A 17,173-nucleotide genomic window follows, 5' to 3' on the forward strand; every position below is an offset into this window, starting at 1 on the left:
CCATGAAGGCCCTGCGCGCCGCCTGGCGCCTGTGGCGCATGCTGGGCCATATCCTCAAGGGCATGGCCATCGTGGCGCTGCGCTTTCCCGCGCTCTCGCCCGACCAGCAGCACGCCCGTGTGCAGGCCTGGTCCATGGAGCTGCTGGCCAAGGCCGGCATCTCGCTGCGCCTCCAGGGCCAACCGCCGGTCACCGGCCCGGTCATGCTGGTGGCCAACCACATCTCCTGGCTCGACATCCCGGTGATGCATGCGGCCCGCCACTGCCGCTTCGTCTCCAAGTCCGACGTCAAGGCCTGGCCGCTCATCGGCGGCCTGGCGACTGCCGCCGGCACCCTGTACATCGAGCGCGCCTCGCGCCGCGATGCCCTGCGCATGGTGCACACCATGCAGGAGTCGCTGGAGCGCGGCGAGGTGCTCGGCGTGTTCCCCGAAGGCACTACCGGCGACGGCCGCGAGATCCTGCCCTTCCACGCCAACCTGATCCAGGCCGCCGTGGCCGCCAACGCCCCCGTGCAACCCGTGGGCCTGCGCTTCGTCGACCGCAGCACCGGCGACCTGAGCTTCGCCCCCAGCTACATCGGCGACGAAACCCTGGTCGGCTCCATCTGGCGCACCCTGAGCGCCCCGGCCATCGAGGCCGTGGTGCACTACGGCGAGCCGCAACTGCCGGCGGGGCGGGACCGGCGGGTGTTCACGCAGGATTTGCAGGGTGCGGTGGATCGGTTGCGGCGGGGGTGAGGGCAGGGCGCTGTGCCTTCGCTGGCAAGCCGATGTTGTGCCGCGCCGTTCCGCTGGCTAAACTTTTGCTCTTGAGCCGCTTCACCACCCGCTACCCCTCGTTCTTCCGGCAACTGGCGCTGCTCGCGTTCCTGATGCTGGGTCTTGCCGGAAGTGCTTGCGCATGCTCCTGCATCAGCTCCGTTTCAACGCAGGAACGTGTGGCGAATGCCAGCTTCATCTTTGTGGCCCAGGTCGTCGCGTCGGAGCCCACCGATAACACCAAGGAACCCCAGGGCTGGTCGGGCTTCGCTGCCCGCTACAGGTTGGTGGAGCTGCTCAAGTCCGATGTCCCGCCGCCAGCCCAGGTCTACTCCGGGGAGGGAGGCGGGGATTGCGGCGTGCCCCTGTTTCCTACCATCTCCTACGTCTTCTTTGCCGGCCCGGAGGGAAATGTCAACCGGTGCTCTGGCACCGTGATCTTTATCGCGGGCAGCCAATTTTCGGAAGGCTATCTAGCCTACGTGCGGGCCCTGGCGGGCCAGACCGTACCCTTGAAGCTCCCTCCACTTGTGGTTGTCGATGACTGGTTCGACTTGGAAATCAACTTGGCGTTCAAGGAGTTTCGTTGGGATTAGCATGGGCCTGGGACAGCCAGCCTCCAACGGCTCGCATCCGAATCGTGCCGGATGCTGTTTCGTCAATGCGGCAGCACCATTGGGCAGCTCGTGCAAAACCCCCCTTGGATCGCCATCCCCGCATCGATCAATTAGCGCAGTTGTCCGACTTGCAACCAGCCCCTCCCGCGCGACACTGGCCCCATCCTTGATGATGACGGAGGCACCCTCTATGCGATTCATTCAACAACTGGGCGTGTGGACGGTCCTGACCCTCAGCTCAGTGGCCGCCGTGGCCCAAGGCGTCAACACGCCCGCCATCGTGCCCGGGCTGCGGCCGGCGGTTCCCCCCGCATCCACCCCCTACCAGCCCCCGGTGCCATCGACCAGCACCACCCCGCAGCAGACCCCTGCGCCGCCACCCAGCCAGACCCCGGCCCAAACGCCCGAGCCGCCGCCCTCCCAGTCGCCTTCCGAGACACCGCGCGAGCCGGTGGCTGCGCCGCCTGTGCAGGGGTGAGGTAGTCGCACACCTGTGCATCCGGGGAGCCGTGTTTCAGCAGGCGGACTTGCCACCAGCTTCTGCGCCAGTACAGTGGCGCCATGCCCCACTTCTTTCCGCAGGCTTTCATGGAGCCTGCCGTGCCGTTGAGCGATCTCGTCCAGACCATGCACGCGCATGCGGCCCGGTTGCGTGCGTTGCATGCCCTCATCGGCGAAACCTACGCACAGCATTCGGCCTCGGCGGCGGCCTGCAAGCAGTGGCAGGACGCGTGCACCGATTTTCATGGTGCGTACGGCGACCTGTTCTTTCCGGGTGGGGAGTTGGCGTGGGAGCAGTTCATCGATGGCAGCAGCCCCGATGTGGGGTGCGCTCTGGCGTTCCTGCAGGCCGACCCGTGGTACCACCGGTCGGGTTACCACAAGCAGGTGGTGTGGCACCGTTTCAAGCGCACCGTGTTGACCCGGGACGAGCTGCGGCTGCTGGAGGGGGTGGCCCTGGACTACCTGGGGCGGCGTGTGCGCAGGGAGTTCTGGCACATGGTCCGGTTCGTGCGGCTGCGGGGCGGGGCCGATTTCTGGCAGCGTGTCGAGCAGATGGCGAGCGACTCGGTGCGGTCGGCGCCGGCCATCAAGGCCACCTGGCTCGTGCTGGCCCGTCAGAACAAGCCGGTGCACCGGGCCATTGCCAATGAGGTGCGGCGTGCTGGCTACCAGCCGGGCTGCCAGGCTGTGCTCGATTTTCCCCATATTGCCGTGCATTGGGAGGGCCCGGGACGGCGTTGTTGATCAGGCGCCAGCCGGGGCGCCGCATGCCCACGGCGCTCCCAGCCCGGCGCGAAGCGGGGGCCGGCACTTTGTGGCAGACAGCCGGAGTAGCCTGCCCGCCCGAAACCGTGCATATTCCACATTTGCGGCGCCACGGGTTTGTGCACCTGCGTGCAAGTGCTCCCAATTGCCTTATCGTCCGCACCAGTTGAAAGCCTGCCTGCATCCCATACCGAGGGCGCAAGGCTCCACTCACACTGCCGGGAGGGCACGACCATGAACCTGATCGAACGCGTCAAGAGCATTCTTCTCAAACCCAAGGAGGCCTGGGCCACCATCGATGCCGAGCCGGCCGATGTGGCGGGGCTGTACACCCAGTACCTGATGATCCTGGCGATCATCCCGGCCGTCTGCGGTTTCATCGGCATGTCGCTGGTGGGTTTTGGTGGCTTCGGCTTCACCGTGCGCGTGCCCATCCTGTCGGGTCTGGCCAACATGGTGATCTCGTACGTGCTGAGCCTGGTGGGCGTGTTCGTGCTGGGCCTCATCATCGATGCCCTGGCCCCCACCTTCGGCGGCCAGAAGAACTCCATCCAGGCGCTCAAGGTCGCGGTCTACGGCAGCACGGCGGCCTTGCTGGGCGGCATCTTCAGCCTGCTGCCGGCCCTGGCCATGCTGGGCTTTGTCGCGGCCCTGTACTCCATCTACCTGGTCTACCTGGGCCTGCCGGTGCTGATGCGCAGCAACCCTGACAAGTCGATCGCCTATACGGCGGTGGTGATCGTCGCGGGCATCGTGGTCGGCATCGTCATCGCGGCCGTCAGCTCGCTGTTCATGCCCCGCGGTGGCGCCATGTTCAGCGGTGCCGATGCGCCTGCGATCTCGGTGAACACCCCCGGCGGCAAGGTCACCATCGACACCGCCGGCCTCGAAGCCGCCAGCAAGAAGATGGAAGAGGCCGCACGCCAGATGGAAAAGGCCCAGAAGAGCCAGGACCCCGCCGCCATTGCCGCGGCCAACAGCGGTGCCGTGGCGGCTGCCGCCGGCATGATGGGTGGCGGCCAGGCCGTGGCGGCCCAGTCGCTCAAGGCCGCGCTGCCCGAACAACTGCCTGGCTTGCCACGCACGGGCTTCGACGTGCAGGACGGCGCGGCCCTGGGCCTGCCCACCAGCCAGGCCAGTGCCTCCTATGGCAGCGGTGACAAGCGCGTGCGCATCGAGATCATCGACATCGGCGGCCTGGGCCAGATGGCGGCCCTGGCCATGGGCATGGGCCAAGGCGAGAAGGAAGACCAGAGCAGCGCCGAGAAGACCTGGCAGGAAAACGGCCGCACCCTGCACCAGAGTTACCGCAAGGACGGCAGCCGCGCCGAGTTCAAGACCGTGCTCAAGAACGGCCTGGTGGTCGGCATCGAAGGCGACCGCGTGGGGGTGCAGGACCTGCGCGGCATGCTCTCGCAGGTGGACCTCAATGCCCTGGAAGCCTTGCAGCGCAAGCCCAAGGGCTAAGGCCATCACTGGGGCATGCGCGGGCTACGGCCCGCATTTTTTTTGCCTGCGCACCGGGGCGGGTAGACTGGACCAATCCAGGCCTTTGTCCTGGATGCAAGGTCCCATGAACGACACCATTGCCCCTGCTGCACCCGCCACGCTGTACCAGCGCGTGATGGGCGGCGACTTCGACCGGCTGTCCTCGCCGGTGGCGCGCTTTCACCGCCTGGCCGGCCCGCAGGTGCTGCATGGCCAGGTGCAGGTACAGGCCCCGGCATCGCTGCTGGGCCGTGTGCTGGCCTGGGGGCTCGGGGCGCCGCAGCAGGCGGGGCGGGGCGCGATCCGCTTCGAGCTCGACGCCACGCCTGGCGCCGAGATCTGGACGCGCATCTTCCCCACGCGCACCATGCGCTCCACCCTGCGCGAGGCGCCGGGCTTCGTCGAGGAGCACATGGGCGCGGCGCGGTTGCTGTTCGGCCTGTCGGCCGTGGAGGGCGGCCGGCTGGAGATGCGCCTGGTGCGCATGCGCTTTCTGGGCATACCCTGCCCGCGCTGGCTGCAGCCGGCCATCGTGGCGCGCGAGACGGGGCTGGGCGATGATGAGCTGCACTTCGACGTGCAGGCCACCGTGCCCTGGATCGGCCGCGTGGTGGCCTACCAGGGGCATCTGCAGGTACCGGTTTCGCCACCATGATTGTCGTCTTCGACGCTCCAATGCCGTGATCGTCGTCTTCGACGCCCCAATGCCGTGATCGTCGTCTTCGACGCCAAGTGCCTGCTGTGCAATGGCTGGGTGCAGTTCCTGCTGCGCCACGACCGCGCGGGCCGCATCCGCTTTGCGTCCATCCAGGGGCAAGAGGGCCTGCGCCTGCTGCAGGCGGCCGGCTTGCAGGTCGATGGCTTGCAGACCCTGCTGGTGGTCGAGGAAAAGGAAGAAGGCGCTCGCACCTGGCAGCACACCGCCGCCATCCTGCGCATCCTGCACCGCCTGGGCTGGCCCTGGCGGCTGGCGTGGGTGGGCTGGCTGGTGCCTGCGCCGCTGCGCGATGCGCTGTACCGCTGGGTGGCGCGCAACCGCTACCGCATCTGGGGACGGTCCGAGGTGTGCATGGTCCCCGCGCCCGAGCACGCGGGGCGCTTCCTGGACTAGGGTCTACCCAAGGTCAGGCCTGGGGTCAGATCCGTGCTTTGACGTGGAACTGCGCCGTGCGGCCTTCGGTCTCCGGGGAGGAGGCAAAGCTGTACTCCAGCGGCGCGCTGGCATCGCGGGCAATGGTCAGAAGGCCCAGGCCGGCGCCCTTGCTCAGGGTGTCATTCGCGTTGTGGTCGGGGTTGCGCAGCTGCTCGCGGTAGCTTTGCTTGATCTCTTCGAGGCTCATGGCGCGCAGGGCGTCGAGCTTGTCGGTCAACCGGGGCACATGCGCCACATCGACGGCATTGCTGCAGACGATCCAGTACTGGGGAGCGGCCTCGGCCTCCTGGCCGCCTTCGGGCAGGTCTTTGCCCACACCGATGGCACCCTTGGGCCCGGTGACCGCCTCAGTGGCCAGCGGCGCAACGCCACCCTCCTCGGGGGGGACGGCGTAGTGCAGGATATTGTGTGCCATCTCCACGAAGGTGGAGAACAGCTTGCGCTTGGCCGGGCCCGAGGCGTCCTCGGTGGCCAGGCGCTGCTTGAGCGAGTCGGCCGCCGCGGCCACCACGGCCGGGGTGAACTCACCGGCGTAGTAGAACAGTACGCCGCAGTCTTGCGCGTTGGCCTGGAAGCGTTCGAAATCGGGGCCGTTCATACGGCGGCTCCGCGCGTGGAAAAGAGGGCGGGGGAGGCGCGGACCCCTGTGGCCGGGCACCTGTCGAGGAAAGGCATGCGGGAAGAATCGGTGGTATTGCTACGAATTGCAACCTATTCTTGCCGCCTTGCATGACGGCGCCGTGACGCTTGCGTGAAGCGTTTCAGGCCACCCGGGCTTCGGCCTCGCGCGGGAAGGTCACCACATGGTTGGCCTCGGCGCGGATGCCGATCCATTCGCCCACCGCGTGGTCGTGGTGGCTGGGCACATGGGCCACAACGGTCTGTCCGCTCGCCAGGCGCAGGGTGTACAAAAACTCCGAGCCGCGGAACGACTTGCGCACGATCTGCGCCTGCACCGGGGCTGCATCGTCGTGCACGATGTCATCGGCGCGCAGCAGCACATCGCACTCGCCGCCGGGGTAGCTCGCGGGCAGGGGGCACTCGGCCAGGTCGGTGAGCTCGCCCACGGGCGTCTGCGCCACCACGTTGCTGCCGCGCTGCACCAGCGTGGCGGGGGCGAACACTCCATGGCCGATGAAGTCCGCCACAAAGCGCGTGGCCGGGCGGTGGTACAGGGTATAGGCGTCGTCCCACTGGTGCAGCTGGCCCTCGTGCATCACGCCGATCACATCGCCGATGGCAAAGGCCTCGAGCTGGTCGTGCGTGACGAACAGGGCCGTGGCACCGGCCGCGTTCAGGATGCCGCGCACCTCGTGCGCCAGGCGCTCGCGCAGGTCCACGTCGAGGTTGGAAAACGGCTCGTCCAGCAGCATCAGTTGCGGACGCGGTGCCAGCGCGCGGGCCAGCGCCACGCGCTGCTGCTGCCCGCCCGAGAGTTCGTGCGGAAAGCGCTGCTCACTGCCCGAAAGGCCCACCAGCGTGAGCACCTCGGCCACGCGCGCGGCCTGCTCGGCGCGCGGCAGGTGGTGGATGCCAAAGGCCACGTTGCGCCCCACCGAGAGGTGCGGGAACAGCGCATAGTCCTGGAACACCATGCCGATGCGCCGCTCTTCGGGCGGCACGCTCACGCTGGCGCTGCTGACCACCTGCTGGGTCAGGCTGATCTGCCCGCCCGACACGGGCTCGAGCCCGGCCACGGCGCGCAGCAAGGTCGTCTTGCCGCAGCCCGAGGGGCCGATCAGCACGCCGATATCGCCCGCGCGCAGGCCCAGGGACACGTTCTGCACGGCGGCGCGAGGGCGACCTGCATAGCGCACTTCAAGTTGGGAAACCTCTAGGAACATGGCCCCATTTTAGGTGGGTGGGGGCAAATGCTTAAAATTCGCATTTGCATCTCCGATCTTCCCTGGTGTCTTGCCCGGGCCGGCGTGCGTTGTTTCTTCTGCCGAGCCCCCCTGCCTTGCGCCGCACACCCTTTCGCCTCCATACCCTTCCCCTGGTCCTGCTCGCCGGCATCCTGGTCCTGCCCGTTCTGGCGGTGCTGGCCTCGTGGCTGCCGATCGGGCAGGCCGATGCGCTGGCCGGGCCCATCCTGCGCGAGATGGCCTCCACCGTGCTGCCCGGCTATGTGGCCACCACGCTGTGGCTGAGCGTGCTGGTGGCGCTGGGCGCGGCCACCGTGGGCACGGCCGCGGCCGCGGCGGTGACGCTGTTCGACTTCCCGGGCCGGCGCACCTTCGAGTGGCTGCTGCTGCTGCCGCTGGCCATGCCGGCCTACGTCACGGCCTATGCGTACACCGACTTCCTGCAGTTCAGCGGCCCGCTGCAGGTGGGGCTGCGCGCCACCTTCGGTCTCGAAGGCCGGCTGCTGCCCGAGGTGCGCAGCCTGGGCGGCGCGGTGTGGGTGTTCATCTTCTCGCTCTACCCCTATGTCTACCTGCTGGCGCGCACCGCGCTGGGCGAGCGCGCCGCGCACCTGATGGAGGCCGCGCGCCTGCTCGGTGCGCCGCTGCCGCGCCGCATCCGCGCCGTGGCGCTGCCGCTGGCGCGCCCGGCCGTGGCCGCCGGCGTGGCCCTGGTGCTGATGGAGACGCTGGCCGACTTCGGCGTGGCCAGCTACTTCGGCATCCAGACCTTCACCACCGGCATCTACAAGGCCTGGCTGTCCATGGACAACCGGCTCGCCGCCGCGCAGCTGGCCACCATGCTGCTGGTGGTGGTGATGGCCCTGCTGCACCTGGAGCAGCGGGCGCAAAAGCGCATGCGCTTTGCGGGCGGCCTGGGCCGCGCCGGTTCGGCCGAGGCGCAGCCCCTGGCGCTGCGCGGCGGGCGCCGGCTGCTGGCCTGGGCCGTGTGTGGCCTGCCGGTGCTCATGGGCTTCGTGGCGCCCGTGGTTTTCATGCTGCGGCCGCTGGCGGCCGACTGGTCGGTGCTGCCCTGGGGGCGCTTCATCGAGTGGGCCGGCAACAGCGTGCGCCTGGGCGCCATCACCGCCGTGCTGGCCGTCATCGTCGCGCTGGCCCTGGCCTTCGCGGTGCGCCGCAGCGCCGACCGCGTGACGCGCGGCGTGGTGCAGCTGGTGAGCCTGGGCTACGCCGTGCCCGGCGCCGTCATCGTGGTCGGGCTGCTGTTGCCCGTGGGCTGGCTGCAGGCGGCCATGCCGCAATGGGGCGTGGGCGCCCTGGTCACGGCCACGGCCGTGGGCATCGTCTGGGCCTATTTGGTGCGCTTTTGCGCCGTGGCGCTGCAGTCCATGCAAAGCGGCTATGCGCGCATCCCGCAAAGCCTGGACGACTCGGCGCGCATGCTGGGCACCGGCAGCGCCGGCCTGCTGGCGCGCGTGCACTGGCCCTTGCTCAAGCGCTCCACCGCCGCCGCCGCGCTGCTGGTCTTCGTGGACGTGATGAAGGAGCTGCCCGCCACCATGGTGCTGCGCCCCTTCAACAGCGACACCCTGGCCGTGGTGGCCTACCAGCTGGCGCGCGACGAGCGCCTGGGCGAGGCCGCGCTGCCCTCGCTGGCGCTGGTGGCCGTGGGGCTGGTGCCAGTGATCTTGCTCAGCCGCACGCTGAGGTCGAGCAAGCGCTAGTAGTCCGCTGGTCGCCGCACCTTGCGGCAAACCGGGTAACCTGCGCGCCATGCACGCCCGAGTTCTCCGCTACCTCGACGAAGTGGTCCGCCGCGGTTCCATCCGCAAGGCGGCCGAGCACCTGCACGTGGCGCCCACGGCGGTCAACCGGCAGATCCTGGACCTGGAGGCGGAGCTCGGTGCGCCGCTGTTCGATCGCATCCACAACCGGCTGCGCCTGACGCCACTGGGCGAGATGGTGCTGGCCCATGTGCGCAGCACGCTGCGCGAGCATGCCGCGCTGCGCGAGCGCATTGCCGAGTTCAAGGACGAGCGCCGCGGCGAGATCACCGTGGCCACCACGGCGGGCCTGGCGGGCTCGCTGCTGCCATCGCTGGTGCACGCCTTTCGCCAGCGCTACCCGGGCATCGCGGTGCGCATCATCGACCTGCCGATTGCCGAGATACCGGCCGCCGTGGAGCGCGGCGATGCCGAGCTGGGCCTGGGTTACGACCTGTCGCTCAAACCCGCCGTGTGCACGCTGTCGGCCAGCGAATGGCCCATCGGCGCCGTGGTGCCGCCCAGGCACGCGCTGGCGCGCCATTCCTCCGTGTTGCTCAGCGACTGCGTCGGCCATGCGCTGATCCTGCCGGCGCCGCAACTGACCATCCGCACGCTGCTCGACGCGGCCTTCGAACGCAATGCCATCAAGGTCACGCCCGTGGCCGAGTCGACCTCGATGGCGCTGATCCTGCGCCTGGTGGTGCTGGGCGAGGGCATCGCCCTGCTCAACCCACTCGATGTGATGGAGGAGCGCGCGCGCAACGCCCTGGTCTTCGTGCCGCTGCGCGACCCCCACCTGGCGCGCCAGACCCTGGTGCTGGCGGCGCGCGCCAAGGGCCAGCTCAGCCCCGCGGCCGAGCTCATGGCGGCCAACATCGGCGACGCCCTGGCGCGGCTCTTCGCCACGGCAAGGTAGCCCAAGCCTTTCGGGTGTCCACATTTTGTGGACACCATTGGCGCAAATCGGCGCTATCGCGGATGCACCGGCGTTCCTAGACTGGCGCCATCGAATTGCGACCCAGAGAAGCCGCCCCATGAGCACCCCGACCCCCCTGATCGCCCTGAACGCCGATGTCCTCGTCACCATGGACGCGCAGCGCCGCGAGATCCGTGATGGCGCCCTGGTGGCCGATGGCCCCGCCGTGCAATGGGTGGGCCCCACGGCCGAGCTGCCGCTGGAGTACCGCCGCATGGCCGACGAGGGCCGGGCCCGGGTGCTCGACATGCGCGGCCGGGTGCTGCTGCCCGGCCTGGTCAACACCCACCACCACATGTACCAGAGCCTCACGCGCGCCGTGCCCGCGGCGCAGGATGCCGAGCTGTTCTCCTGGCTCAACAACCTCTACATGCTGTGGTCGCACCTCACGCCCGAGATGGTGCACGTGTCCACCCAGACGGCGATGGCCGAGCTCATGCTCTCGGGCTGCACCACCACCAGCGACCACCTGTACCTGTACCCCAACGGCGCGCGCCTGGACGATGCCATTGCCGCCGCGCAGCAGATGGGCATGCGCTTTCACGCCGCGCGCGGCTCCATGAGCCTGGGCCGCAGCAAGGGCGGCCTGCCGCCCGACGTGGTGGTGGAGGAGGAAGAGGCCATCCTGCGCGACAGCCTGCGATTGATCGAGCAGTACCACGACGCCTCGCGCCACGCCATGCTGCGCGTGGTGCTGGCGCCGTGCTCGCCGTTCTCGGTGACGCGCGACCTGATGCGCGAGTCGGCCCTGCTGGCGCGTGCGCACGGCGTGTCGCTGCACACCCACCTGGCCGAGAACGACAACGACGTGGCCTTCTCGCGCGAGAAGTTCGACATGACCCCCGCGCAGTACGCCGAGAGCCTGGGCTGGGTGGGCCGCGACGTCTGGCATGCGCACTGCGTCAAGCTCGACCCCGAGGGCATCGCCCTGTTCGCGCGCACCGGCACGGGCGTGGCCCACTGCCCCTGCTCCAACATGCGCCTGGCCTCGGGCATTGCGCCCGTGCGCAGCATGCGCGATGCCGGCGTGCCCGTGGGCCTGGGGGTGGATGGCAGTGCTTCCAACGACGGCGCCCACATGCTCGGCGAGGCGCGCCAGGCCCTGCTGCTGCAGCGCGTGGGCCACGGCCCCGCCGCCATGGGCGCGCGCGAGGCGCTGGAGATCGCCACCCTGGGCGGCGCGCGCGTGCTCAACCGCGACGACATCGGCGCGCTGGCGCCCGGCATGTCGGCCGATTTCGTGGCCTTCGACATGTCTTCGGTGGGCTTTGCCGGCGCGGGTCATGACCCGGTGGCGGCCCTGGTGTTCTGCACGCCGGCCAACGTGGACACCAGCGTCATCAACGGCCGCGTGGTGGTCGAACGCGGCCGCCTGCTCACGGCCGACCTGCCCGTGGTGCTGGGGCGCCACAACGCACTGGCACACACGCTGTTCGAGCGGGCCTCGGCCGGCCACTGATTTCTTCAATTTTTCCATCCACCACCGGGCTGCCCCTTCGCGGGCGGGCCCGGTTCGACCTGGGCGCCTGCCGCCCACCACCGCACGCAAGGAGCCACGGCAACGCGCCCCACCAGAGACTGCATTCCTCACATGACGACAAGTGCCTTTGCATAAAAAAAGGCCAACGGACAAGGAGACAAAGACAATGGATCAACAACTGCTTTACCAGGTGGAAGACCGGCCCCCGATGCTGGCCACCGCGGTGCTGCTGTCGCTGCAGCACCTGCTGGCGGCGCTCGGCGGCATCATCGCCGTGCCGCTGGTGGTGGGCGGCGCGCTCAAGCTGCCGGCCGACCAGATCGTGGCCCTGGTGAATGCCGCGCTGCTGGGCTCGGGCATCGTCACCATCATCCAGTGCAAGGGCGTGGGCCCCGTGGGCATCCGCCTGCCCTGCGTCATGGGCACCAGCTTCGCCTTTGTCGGTGCGGGCATCAGCGTGGGCCTGGAGCATGGCGTGGCCGGCATCCTGGGCTCGTCGCTCGTGGGCTCGCTGGTGATGATCGTGGGCAGCTTCTTCATGCCGGTGATACGGCGCTTCTTTCCGCACACCGTGACCAGCGTGGTAGTGACTCTGATCGGCCTGTCGCTCACGCCTGTGGCGGTCGACTGGGCGGCCGGCGGCGTGGGCGCCAGCGACTATGGCGCCGTGGGCCACCTGGCGATTGCCGGATTCGTGCTGGCGCTGGTCATCGCCTTAGTGCAGTGGGGCAAGGGCATCGTCTCGGCCAGCGCTGTGGTGCTGGGCATCGCCAGCGGCTATGTGCTGTGCCTCGGGCTGGGGCTCATCGACTTCACCCAGGTGCGCGAGGCGCCGGTGTTCGCCATACCGCAGCCGCTGCACTTCGGCATGGCCTTCCCGGTCTCGGGCATCGTCGCCATGTCCATCGCCTTTTTGGTCACCATCGTCGAGACCACGGGCACCTTCATGGCCCTGGGCGCGGCCACGCGCACGCCCATCCCGGGCAAGCGCCTGGCCAGCGGCATCCTGTGCGACGGTGTGGGCTCGGCCTTCGCGGCGGTGATGTCCAGCCCGCCGCTGTCCACCTTCGCGCAGAACGTGGGCGTGGTCTCGCTCACCGGCGTGGCCAGCCGCCACGTGGTCACGCTCACGGGCGTCATGCTGCTGCTGGCCGGGCTGTTTCCGGTACTGGGTGCGCTGGTGGTGACCATTCCGCAGCCGGTGCTCGGCGGCGCGGGGCTCATGATGTTCGCGATGATCGTCTCGGCCGGCATCCGCATGCTGGCCAGCACTGCGCCCTCGCGCCGCAACACGCTGATCATCGCTGTCTCGCTGGGCTGCGGCCTGGCCGTCACGGTGCGGCCCGACCTGCTGGCGCGCATGCCGGCCTTCGTGCGCGAGGTCTTCGGCTCTGGCATCACCGTGGGCGCGCTGGTGGCCGTGGGCCTGAACCTGCTGCTCCCGGGGCGCGAGCACGAGGAAGACGAACCCGCCTGAGCCCGCCCATGAAAAAGCCGCCCGAAGGCGGCTTGCCGGGTGCTTGCCCAGTGAAGGGCAAAGCGGCTCACTCGTGCCAGTCGGCGTGCTTTTCGCAGAGCTTGTTGGTCTCCTTGCCCTTGCGCGTTTCGGCAAAGGTCACGAGGTTGCCCTTGAAGTCGTCGGGCGTCTCGTTCCACATGCAGGTGCACCAGGCCTGGGCCTTGGTCTGGCCGCGGACGGGGCTCTTTTCGTCACCGCCCTCGTAGAGCTTGGCGGCATGGCTCAGGCACTGGCGGTACTGGCCATCGCCTGCGGGTGGGCTGTTGTAGTCGGTTGCGGCCAGGGCGGACGTGCCTGCGGCCAGGACGAGGAGGGAGCCGGTGAGCGCGGTGCGGATCGATTGCATGAAAGACCTCTGCCAGGTGGTTTTTGGTGTTGAAGATGGCGGGGCCTGGGTGCGTGCGGCAAGGCTGCCCGCTGCGCGCCACTCAGGTGTTACGCAGTGTATCTTCATGAAACAAAAAGTTTCAATCTTATTTTGCAAGTGATCTGGCTATCTGCACCGAGCCACGCCACGGCCGCACCAGCCGCCGCCAGCCCACCACCACGCCCGTGGTGCTCAGCACCACCCCGCCCAGGCTCAGCACGATGAGCAGCGCATCCCACAGCGGCCGGTGCGCCAGCAGCGGGCCCCAGTCCCAGCTGTGCAACAGCGCAAACAGCCAGCGGCTGGCGCGGCGGTGGTTGTCGCTCTTGTCGAGCACGGCGCCGGTGTGCGGGTCGATGTGCACCCAGGTGGCATGGGCGTCGGCAAACACCACGCGCAGCACGGGCAGGGGCTTGTTGTCGCCGCCGCCGGTCATGGTGTGGGCGGCGCGGCTGTAGTAGTTCAGGTCGTAGCCGTGCAGCAACTCGGTGCGCGCCACCGGGTCGGGCAGCAAGCGTGCAGCGGCGGCGTGCAGCTCGGTGGGGTCCGGGATGTGGGGCTGCGCCGTGGCGGCGTCGCGCACGGCGGGCGCGCCCGTGGGGCTGGCCGCCAGCACCAGCGTGTGGCCGGCATGGCGCACCCAGCGCAGCTCGCGCGTGTTGGGCGATGCCGCCGCCAGCAGGGCCTGCACGCGCGCCGGTTGCGCAGGCAGCGCCAGGGGGCCGCCGTGCATGGCATGGCTGCGCAGGGCGGGGGCGCCGCTGTCGAAGACCTTCCAGGGGTTCATGGACATCAGGCCGCTGAAGATCCAGGTCAGCGTCACGGCGGCGAACAGCAGGCCGAAGACATGGTGCCAGCGCATCATCACACCCCGGTAGGGCGAGCGCGAGCCGCTCTTGTAGCGCCGCGTGAAGCGCCAGCGCAGCACGCCCACCACCGTGCCCGTGAGGGTGAGCACGATGCCCGCGATGGACAGCCAATTGACGATGTCGGCCCACCAGGCATTGAACACATTGCCGCGAAACGGGTAGAGCCAGTGGATCCAGGCGCCCACGTAGTTCCAGCCGCGCTCGCTGCGCGTGGCGTCGCGCACCACCTCGCCCGTGGTGCCCGACACGTAGACTTGCGTATCCGCCGCATCGCCCAGGGCCAGGCGGTGCAGTGGGCGGTGCGCATCGAGCGCGCGCGAGTGGGTGAAAGCGTCTTCGTCCAGCGTGCCCAGGTAGCGTGGGGCGCCCTCCGAGGTGCCCGCGAAGGCCTGCGCCGTGGCCATGGCCCGGGCCGCGTCCACACTGCGCAGCACCTCGCCGGTGCTGGCATCGACCACGGTGGCCGGCCGGCGCTTGGGGGCGCCCTCGGGCTGCACCAGGTAGACCGCGCGCCCGCCGCTGGCCACGGCCAGGCGCAGGTCGGCCAGCGGCTTGTCCTCCATGCCCGCGGCGCGCAGCGCATCGGCTGGCTCCAGCGCGATGGCGGCCGTGCGCAGCGGCGCCAGGTGCTCCAGGCGCTCGGCGGCCGTGAGCTTGGGGTAGCCCACGTACATCATCACCACGCCCGAGACGAACCACATCGCGAAGAAGGCGCACAGCACAACCCCCGCCCAGCGGTGCACGAGGTAGAGCCAGCGCTTGGCGTGCTGCTGCATGCTGCGGCCCCCGTTAGAACGCGGTGTGCAGCGTGAGGTCCGCCGTGCGCGGCGCACCCAGGTAGACCTGGTCGCGCACCTCGGCCGCGTAGGTGCGGTCGGTGGCGTTGCGGATGCGCGCGGTGAGCGTGGTGGCGGGGCCGAGCTTCCAGCCCAGGCCCAGGTCGAGCAGGGTGTACGACGGCCAGTATTTCGAGTTGGCCGCGTTGCCATACACCTTGCCCACATGGCGCAGCCCCGCGCTGGCCGTGACGGTGGGCGTGACAGCGTACGACACCCAAAGGTTGGCCACGGCCTGCGGCACCAGGGCCGGCACCTTGCCCGCCATGGACACGCCGCCCTGCACGAAGTTCTCGTAGCGCGCACGCGTGAGCGCCAGGTTACCCTGCAGCTGCCACTGCGCGCTGGGGCGCAGGCCGGCCGACAGCTCCACGCCGCTCGAGGACTGCTCGCCCACCAGCAGCGTGAGGTTGGGGTTGGCCGGGTCCTGCGAGGCGATGTTCTTTCGCCGGATCTCGTACACCGCCACGGTGGCACTGCCCTTGCCGTCCCAGAAGTCGAACTTGCTGCCCAGCTCGACCTGGCGGCCGGTGGTCAGCTCGCTGTTGTTGCGCACGTCGGCAAAGGAGGCCGAGGCCAGCGAGCCCGAAGGCGGGTCGGCCGCGTTCGAGGCCTGGGCGTACAGGCTGGCGCCGGGCGCGATGTCCCACACCACGCCCAGGCGGCCCGTGGTGGGGTGGTAGTCGCGGCTGAAGGTGGCGGGCGCGGTGGCCGTCACGGCGCGGCGGTTCACCAGGTCCAGGCCGATGCGTTCGTGGCGCAGCGCGGTGACCAGGTTCAGCCCGGGCACCAGCGCCGTGCGGTTCTCCAGGTACAGGGCGGTGGTCGTGGCCTTGTTGTCCTTGTCGGCGCTGTAGACCGGCGAGGTGCCCGGGATGTCGAAGAAGTTCTCGGTCGTGAACTGGGTGGGGTTCGCTGTGCTGACGGCGGTGGAGAGGCTTTGCGGAAAGCGCGTCTGCTTGTTCACGCTCACGTCCAGGCCGAAGGCCCAGTCGCTTTTGCGGCCCGCCAACTGGCCCTGGTACGTGCCTTCGATGCGGTTGCCCAGCAGCGTCTGGTCGTGGCGCTGCAGGAAGGGCGAGGTGCGCGTCACGGCGGTGTTGGCGGCGTTGAAGGTGTAGATCTCCACGTTGCGGTAGTCGCGCAGCGCGTCGTAGGCGTAGAAGGTGTTGCGCAGCTGCAGCGCATCGGACACGCGCCACTGGGCCACCGAGCGCAGCCACTGCGCGCGGTGCTCGTACAGGCCGTCGGCGCTGTTGTAGTTGGCAAAGCGCGTGGCCGGATCGATGCGCAGCGCGCCCACGGCCGGGTTGAGCACCGGCGTGCCCCAGTAAGGCCGGTCCACATGGTCCTTCTGGTACTCATAGGCCAGGGTGTGCGTGAAGCCACCGCCCAGGTCCGACAGCAGCGAGGTGGCCAGTTGCGTGGCCTGGGTCTTGGTGCCCGTGGTCCAGCTGCCCGCGTTGCGGTGGTTCAGGTCGATGCGCGCGAAGTGCGCGGGGCCGGCCCCTTCGCTGCTGTCGGCGCTGCCCGCGCTACCTGCGATCTGCCGGTTCAACCCCACGGAGACTTCCTTGAGCCCGTAGGAGCCTGCGCGCACCTGGCCCTCGGCGAAATTACCGCGCTCGGCCGTCTTGGTGATGTAGTTGATCGAGCCGCCCACGCCGCCCGAGCCGTAGAGAAAGCTCGACGCCCCGCCGATGGCCTCCACGCGGTCGTAGATCCAGCTGTCCACCGCGCGCGTGGCGCTGCCGTACTGCGGGTTGATGCCGTTGTACAGCTGGGCCACCGAGTTGGCGGTGAAGCCGCGGTAGCTGGCGGCCATGGAGCCGGGCGCGTTGTGCGCGCTGACGCCGGGCACGGCGCGCAGGATCTCCTGCGTGTCCTGCGCGCCGCGCGCGTCGATGGTGGCGCGGTCCACCAGGGTCACCGAGGCCGGCGTCTCGCGCGCCGTCAGGCCCAGGCGGCTGCCGGTGGCCACCGGCGCATCGAGCTGCAACCGGCCATTGGGCTGGGCAGCGGTATCGACCACGTCCACCGATTGCAGGGTGGGCGTCTGCGCCGTGGCGGCCAGGGGCACCAGGGCCAGGATGGCTGTGCACAAGGGCGACAGAGGAAAGAAGCGGGCGGGCGCGGCAGCACCGGCCAAAAGGGAACGGGACATGGCAAAACTCTCTGGCAGACGGCATGGCACCTGGCTGTAGGTG

16 protein-coding genes are annotated in these 17,173 nt (G+C 69.3%); 11 read left to right on the top strand and 5 right to left on the bottom strand.

Going from position 1 to position 17,173, the window contains the following annotated elements; genetic code table 11:
- Positions 1–2 precede the first annotated feature (2 nt).
- The 7 genes from AC07PA_RS12290 (at position 3) to AC07PA_RS12320 (ending at position 5,246) form a co-directional block, all read left to right on the top strand.
- Entirely contained in the window at positions 3–740 is a 738-nt protein-coding gene (locus tag AC07PA_RS12290; RefSeq protein WP_494605673.1) for a lysophospholipid acyltransferase family protein, read from the top strand.
- 71 nt (positions 741–811) lie between these two features.
- Positions 812–1,357, top strand: coding sequence for a hypothetical protein (locus tag AC07PA_RS12295; protein WP_494605675.1), 546 nt, complete (start codon positions 812–814; stop codon positions 1,355–1,357).
- A gap of 211 nt (positions 1,358–1,568) precedes the next feature.
- Positions 1,569–1,856 carry a hypothetical protein gene (locus AC07PA_RS12300; protein ID WP_007853128.1) on the top strand — a complete coding sequence of 96 codons (288 nt, stop codon included), beginning with the start codon at positions 1,569–1,571 and terminating at the stop codon, positions 1,854–1,856.
- Between the two features lie 83 nt (positions 1,857–1,939).
- On the top strand, positions 1,940–2,626 hold the full coding sequence (locus tag AC07PA_RS12305; RefSeq protein WP_494605677.1) for a hypothetical protein: 687 nt from the start codon (positions 1,940–1,942) through the stop codon (positions 2,624–2,626).
- 255 nt (positions 2,627–2,881) lie between these two features.
- Positions 2,882–4,114 carry a Yip1 family protein gene (locus AC07PA_RS12310; RefSeq protein WP_494605679.1) on the top strand — a complete coding sequence of 411 codons (1,233 nt, stop codon included), beginning with the start codon at positions 2,882–2,884 and terminating at the stop codon, positions 4,112–4,114.
- 106 nt (positions 4,115–4,220) lie between these two features.
- A complete protein-coding gene (locus AC07PA_RS12315; protein WP_494605681.1) occupies positions 4,221–4,790 on the top strand; it encodes a DUF4166 domain-containing protein in 570 nt (189 codons plus the stop codon).
- A 54-nt stretch (positions 4,791–4,844) separates the two neighbouring features.
- Positions 4,845–5,246, top strand: a complete 402-nt coding sequence (locus AC07PA_RS12320; RefSeq protein ID WP_007853114.1) for a thiol-disulfide oxidoreductase DCC family protein — start codon at positions 4,845–4,847, stop codon at positions 5,244–5,246.
- A 25-nt stretch (positions 5,247–5,271) separates the two neighbouring features.
- Here the strand turns inward: AC07PA_RS12320 and AC07PA_RS12325 are convergent, their stop codons facing one another.
- Complete coding sequence (locus AC07PA_RS12325; RefSeq protein WP_494605683.1) at positions 5,272–5,886, bottom strand: DUF6272 family protein; 615 nt, start codon at positions 5,884–5,886, stop codon at positions 5,272–5,274.
- 163 nt (positions 5,887–6,049) lie between these two features.
- Complete coding sequence (locus AC07PA_RS12330) at positions 6,050–7,132, bottom strand: ABC transporter ATP-binding protein (protein ID WP_494605685.1); 1,083 nt, start codon at positions 7,130–7,132, stop codon at positions 6,050–6,052.
- Positions 7,133–7,248: 116 nt separating this feature from the next.
- Between AC07PA_RS12330 and AC07PA_RS12335 the strand changes: the two genes are divergently transcribed.
- The 4 genes from AC07PA_RS12335 to AC07PA_RS12350 all read left to right on the top strand — a co-directional run bounded on the left by AC07PA_RS12335 (position 7,249) and on the right by AC07PA_RS12350 (position 12,852).
- Positions 7,249–8,877, top strand: coding sequence for an ABC transporter permease (locus tag AC07PA_RS12335; protein WP_494605687.1), 1,629 nt, complete (start codon positions 7,249–7,251; stop codon positions 8,875–8,877).
- Between the two features lie 49 nt (positions 8,878–8,926).
- On the top strand, positions 8,927–9,835 hold the full coding sequence (locus tag AC07PA_RS12340) for a LysR family transcriptional regulator (protein ID WP_494605689.1): 909 nt from the start codon (positions 8,927–8,929) through the stop codon (positions 9,833–9,835).
- 118 nt (positions 9,836–9,953) lie between these two features.
- On the top strand, positions 9,954–11,354 hold the full coding sequence (locus AC07PA_RS12345) for an 8-oxoguanine deaminase (protein ID WP_494605691.1): 1,401 nt from the start codon (positions 9,954–9,956) through the stop codon (positions 11,352–11,354).
- 187 nt (positions 11,355–11,541) lie between these two features.
- Complete coding sequence (locus AC07PA_RS12350; RefSeq protein ID WP_494605693.1) at positions 11,542–12,852, top strand: uracil-xanthine permease family protein; 1,311 nt, start codon at positions 11,542–11,544, stop codon at positions 12,850–12,852.
- A gap of 67 nt (positions 12,853–12,919) precedes the next feature.
- Here the strand turns inward: AC07PA_RS12350 and AC07PA_RS12355 are convergent, their stop codons facing one another.
- From AC07PA_RS12355 to AC07PA_RS12365, 3 genes are all read right to left on the bottom strand, one after another.
- Positions 12,920–13,240 carry a hypothetical protein gene (locus AC07PA_RS12355; protein ID WP_494605695.1) on the bottom strand — a complete coding sequence of 107 codons (321 nt, stop codon included), beginning with the start codon at positions 13,238–13,240 and terminating at the stop codon, positions 12,920–12,922.
- A gap of 127 nt (positions 13,241–13,367) precedes the next feature.
- Entirely contained in the window at positions 13,368–14,906 is a 1,539-nt protein-coding gene (locus AC07PA_RS12360) for a PepSY domain-containing protein (RefSeq protein WP_494605697.1), read from the bottom strand.
- A gap of 13 nt (positions 14,907–14,919) precedes the next feature.
- On the bottom strand, positions 14,920–17,130 hold the full coding sequence (locus AC07PA_RS12365) for a TonB-dependent receptor (protein WP_494605699.1): 2,211 nt from the start codon (positions 17,128–17,130) through the stop codon (positions 14,920–14,922).
- Positions 17,131–17,173 lie beyond the last annotated feature (43 nt).

The organism is Acidovorax sp. GW821-FHT09B03 (genome assembly GCF_059418305.1).

What these genes read in the sequence shown, in the direction of transcription:
- AC07PA_RS12355 (WP_494605695.1), bottom strand. Translation starts at nt 13,240, where the DNA reads ATGCAATCGATCCGCACCGCGCTCACCGGCTCCCTCCTCGTCCTGGCC.
- AC07PA_RS12305 (WP_494605677.1), top strand. Translation starts at nt 1,940, where the DNA reads ATGCCCCACTTCTTTCCGCAGGCTTTCATGGAGCCTGCCGTGCCGTTG.
- AC07PA_RS12350 (WP_494605693.1), top strand. Translation starts at nt 11,542, where the DNA reads ATGGATCAACAACTGCTTTACCAGGTGGAAGACCGGCCCCCGATGCTG.
- AC07PA_RS12290 (WP_494605673.1), top strand. Translation starts at nt 3, where the DNA reads ATGAAGGCCCTGCGCGCCGCCTGGCGCCTGTGGCGCATGCTGGGCCAT.
- AC07PA_RS12330 (WP_494605685.1), bottom strand. Translation starts at nt 7,132, where the DNA reads ATGTTCCTAGAGGTTTCCCAACTTGAAGTGCGCTATGCAGGTCGCCCT.
- AC07PA_RS12310 (WP_494605679.1), top strand. Translation starts at nt 2,882, where the DNA reads ATGAACCTGATCGAACGCGTCAAGAGCATTCTTCTCAAACCCAAGGAG.
- AC07PA_RS12325 (WP_494605683.1), bottom strand. Translation starts at nt 5,886, where the DNA reads ATGAACGGCCCCGATTTCGAACGCTTCCAGGCCAACGCGCAAGACTGC.
- AC07PA_RS12345 (WP_494605691.1), top strand. Translation starts at nt 9,954, where the DNA reads ATGAGCACCCCGACCCCCCTGATCGCCCTGAACGCCGATGTCCTCGTC.
- AC07PA_RS12365 (WP_494605699.1), bottom strand. Translation starts at nt 17,130, where the DNA reads ATGTCCCGTTCCCTTTTGGCCGGTGCTGCCGCGCCCGCCCGCTTCTTT.
- AC07PA_RS12360 (WP_494605697.1), bottom strand. Translation starts at nt 14,906, where the DNA reads ATGCAGCAGCACGCCAAGCGCTGGCTCTACCTCGTGCACCGCTGGGCG.
- AC07PA_RS12315 (WP_494605681.1), top strand. Translation starts at nt 4,221, where the DNA reads ATGAACGACACCATTGCCCCTGCTGCACCCGCCACGCTGTACCAGCGC.
- AC07PA_RS12300 (WP_007853128.1), top strand. Translation starts at nt 1,569, where the DNA reads ATGCGATTCATTCAACAACTGGGCGTGTGGACGGTCCTGACCCTCAGC.
- AC07PA_RS12340 (WP_494605689.1), top strand. Translation starts at nt 8,927, where the DNA reads ATGCACGCCCGAGTTCTCCGCTACCTCGACGAAGTGGTCCGCCGCGGT.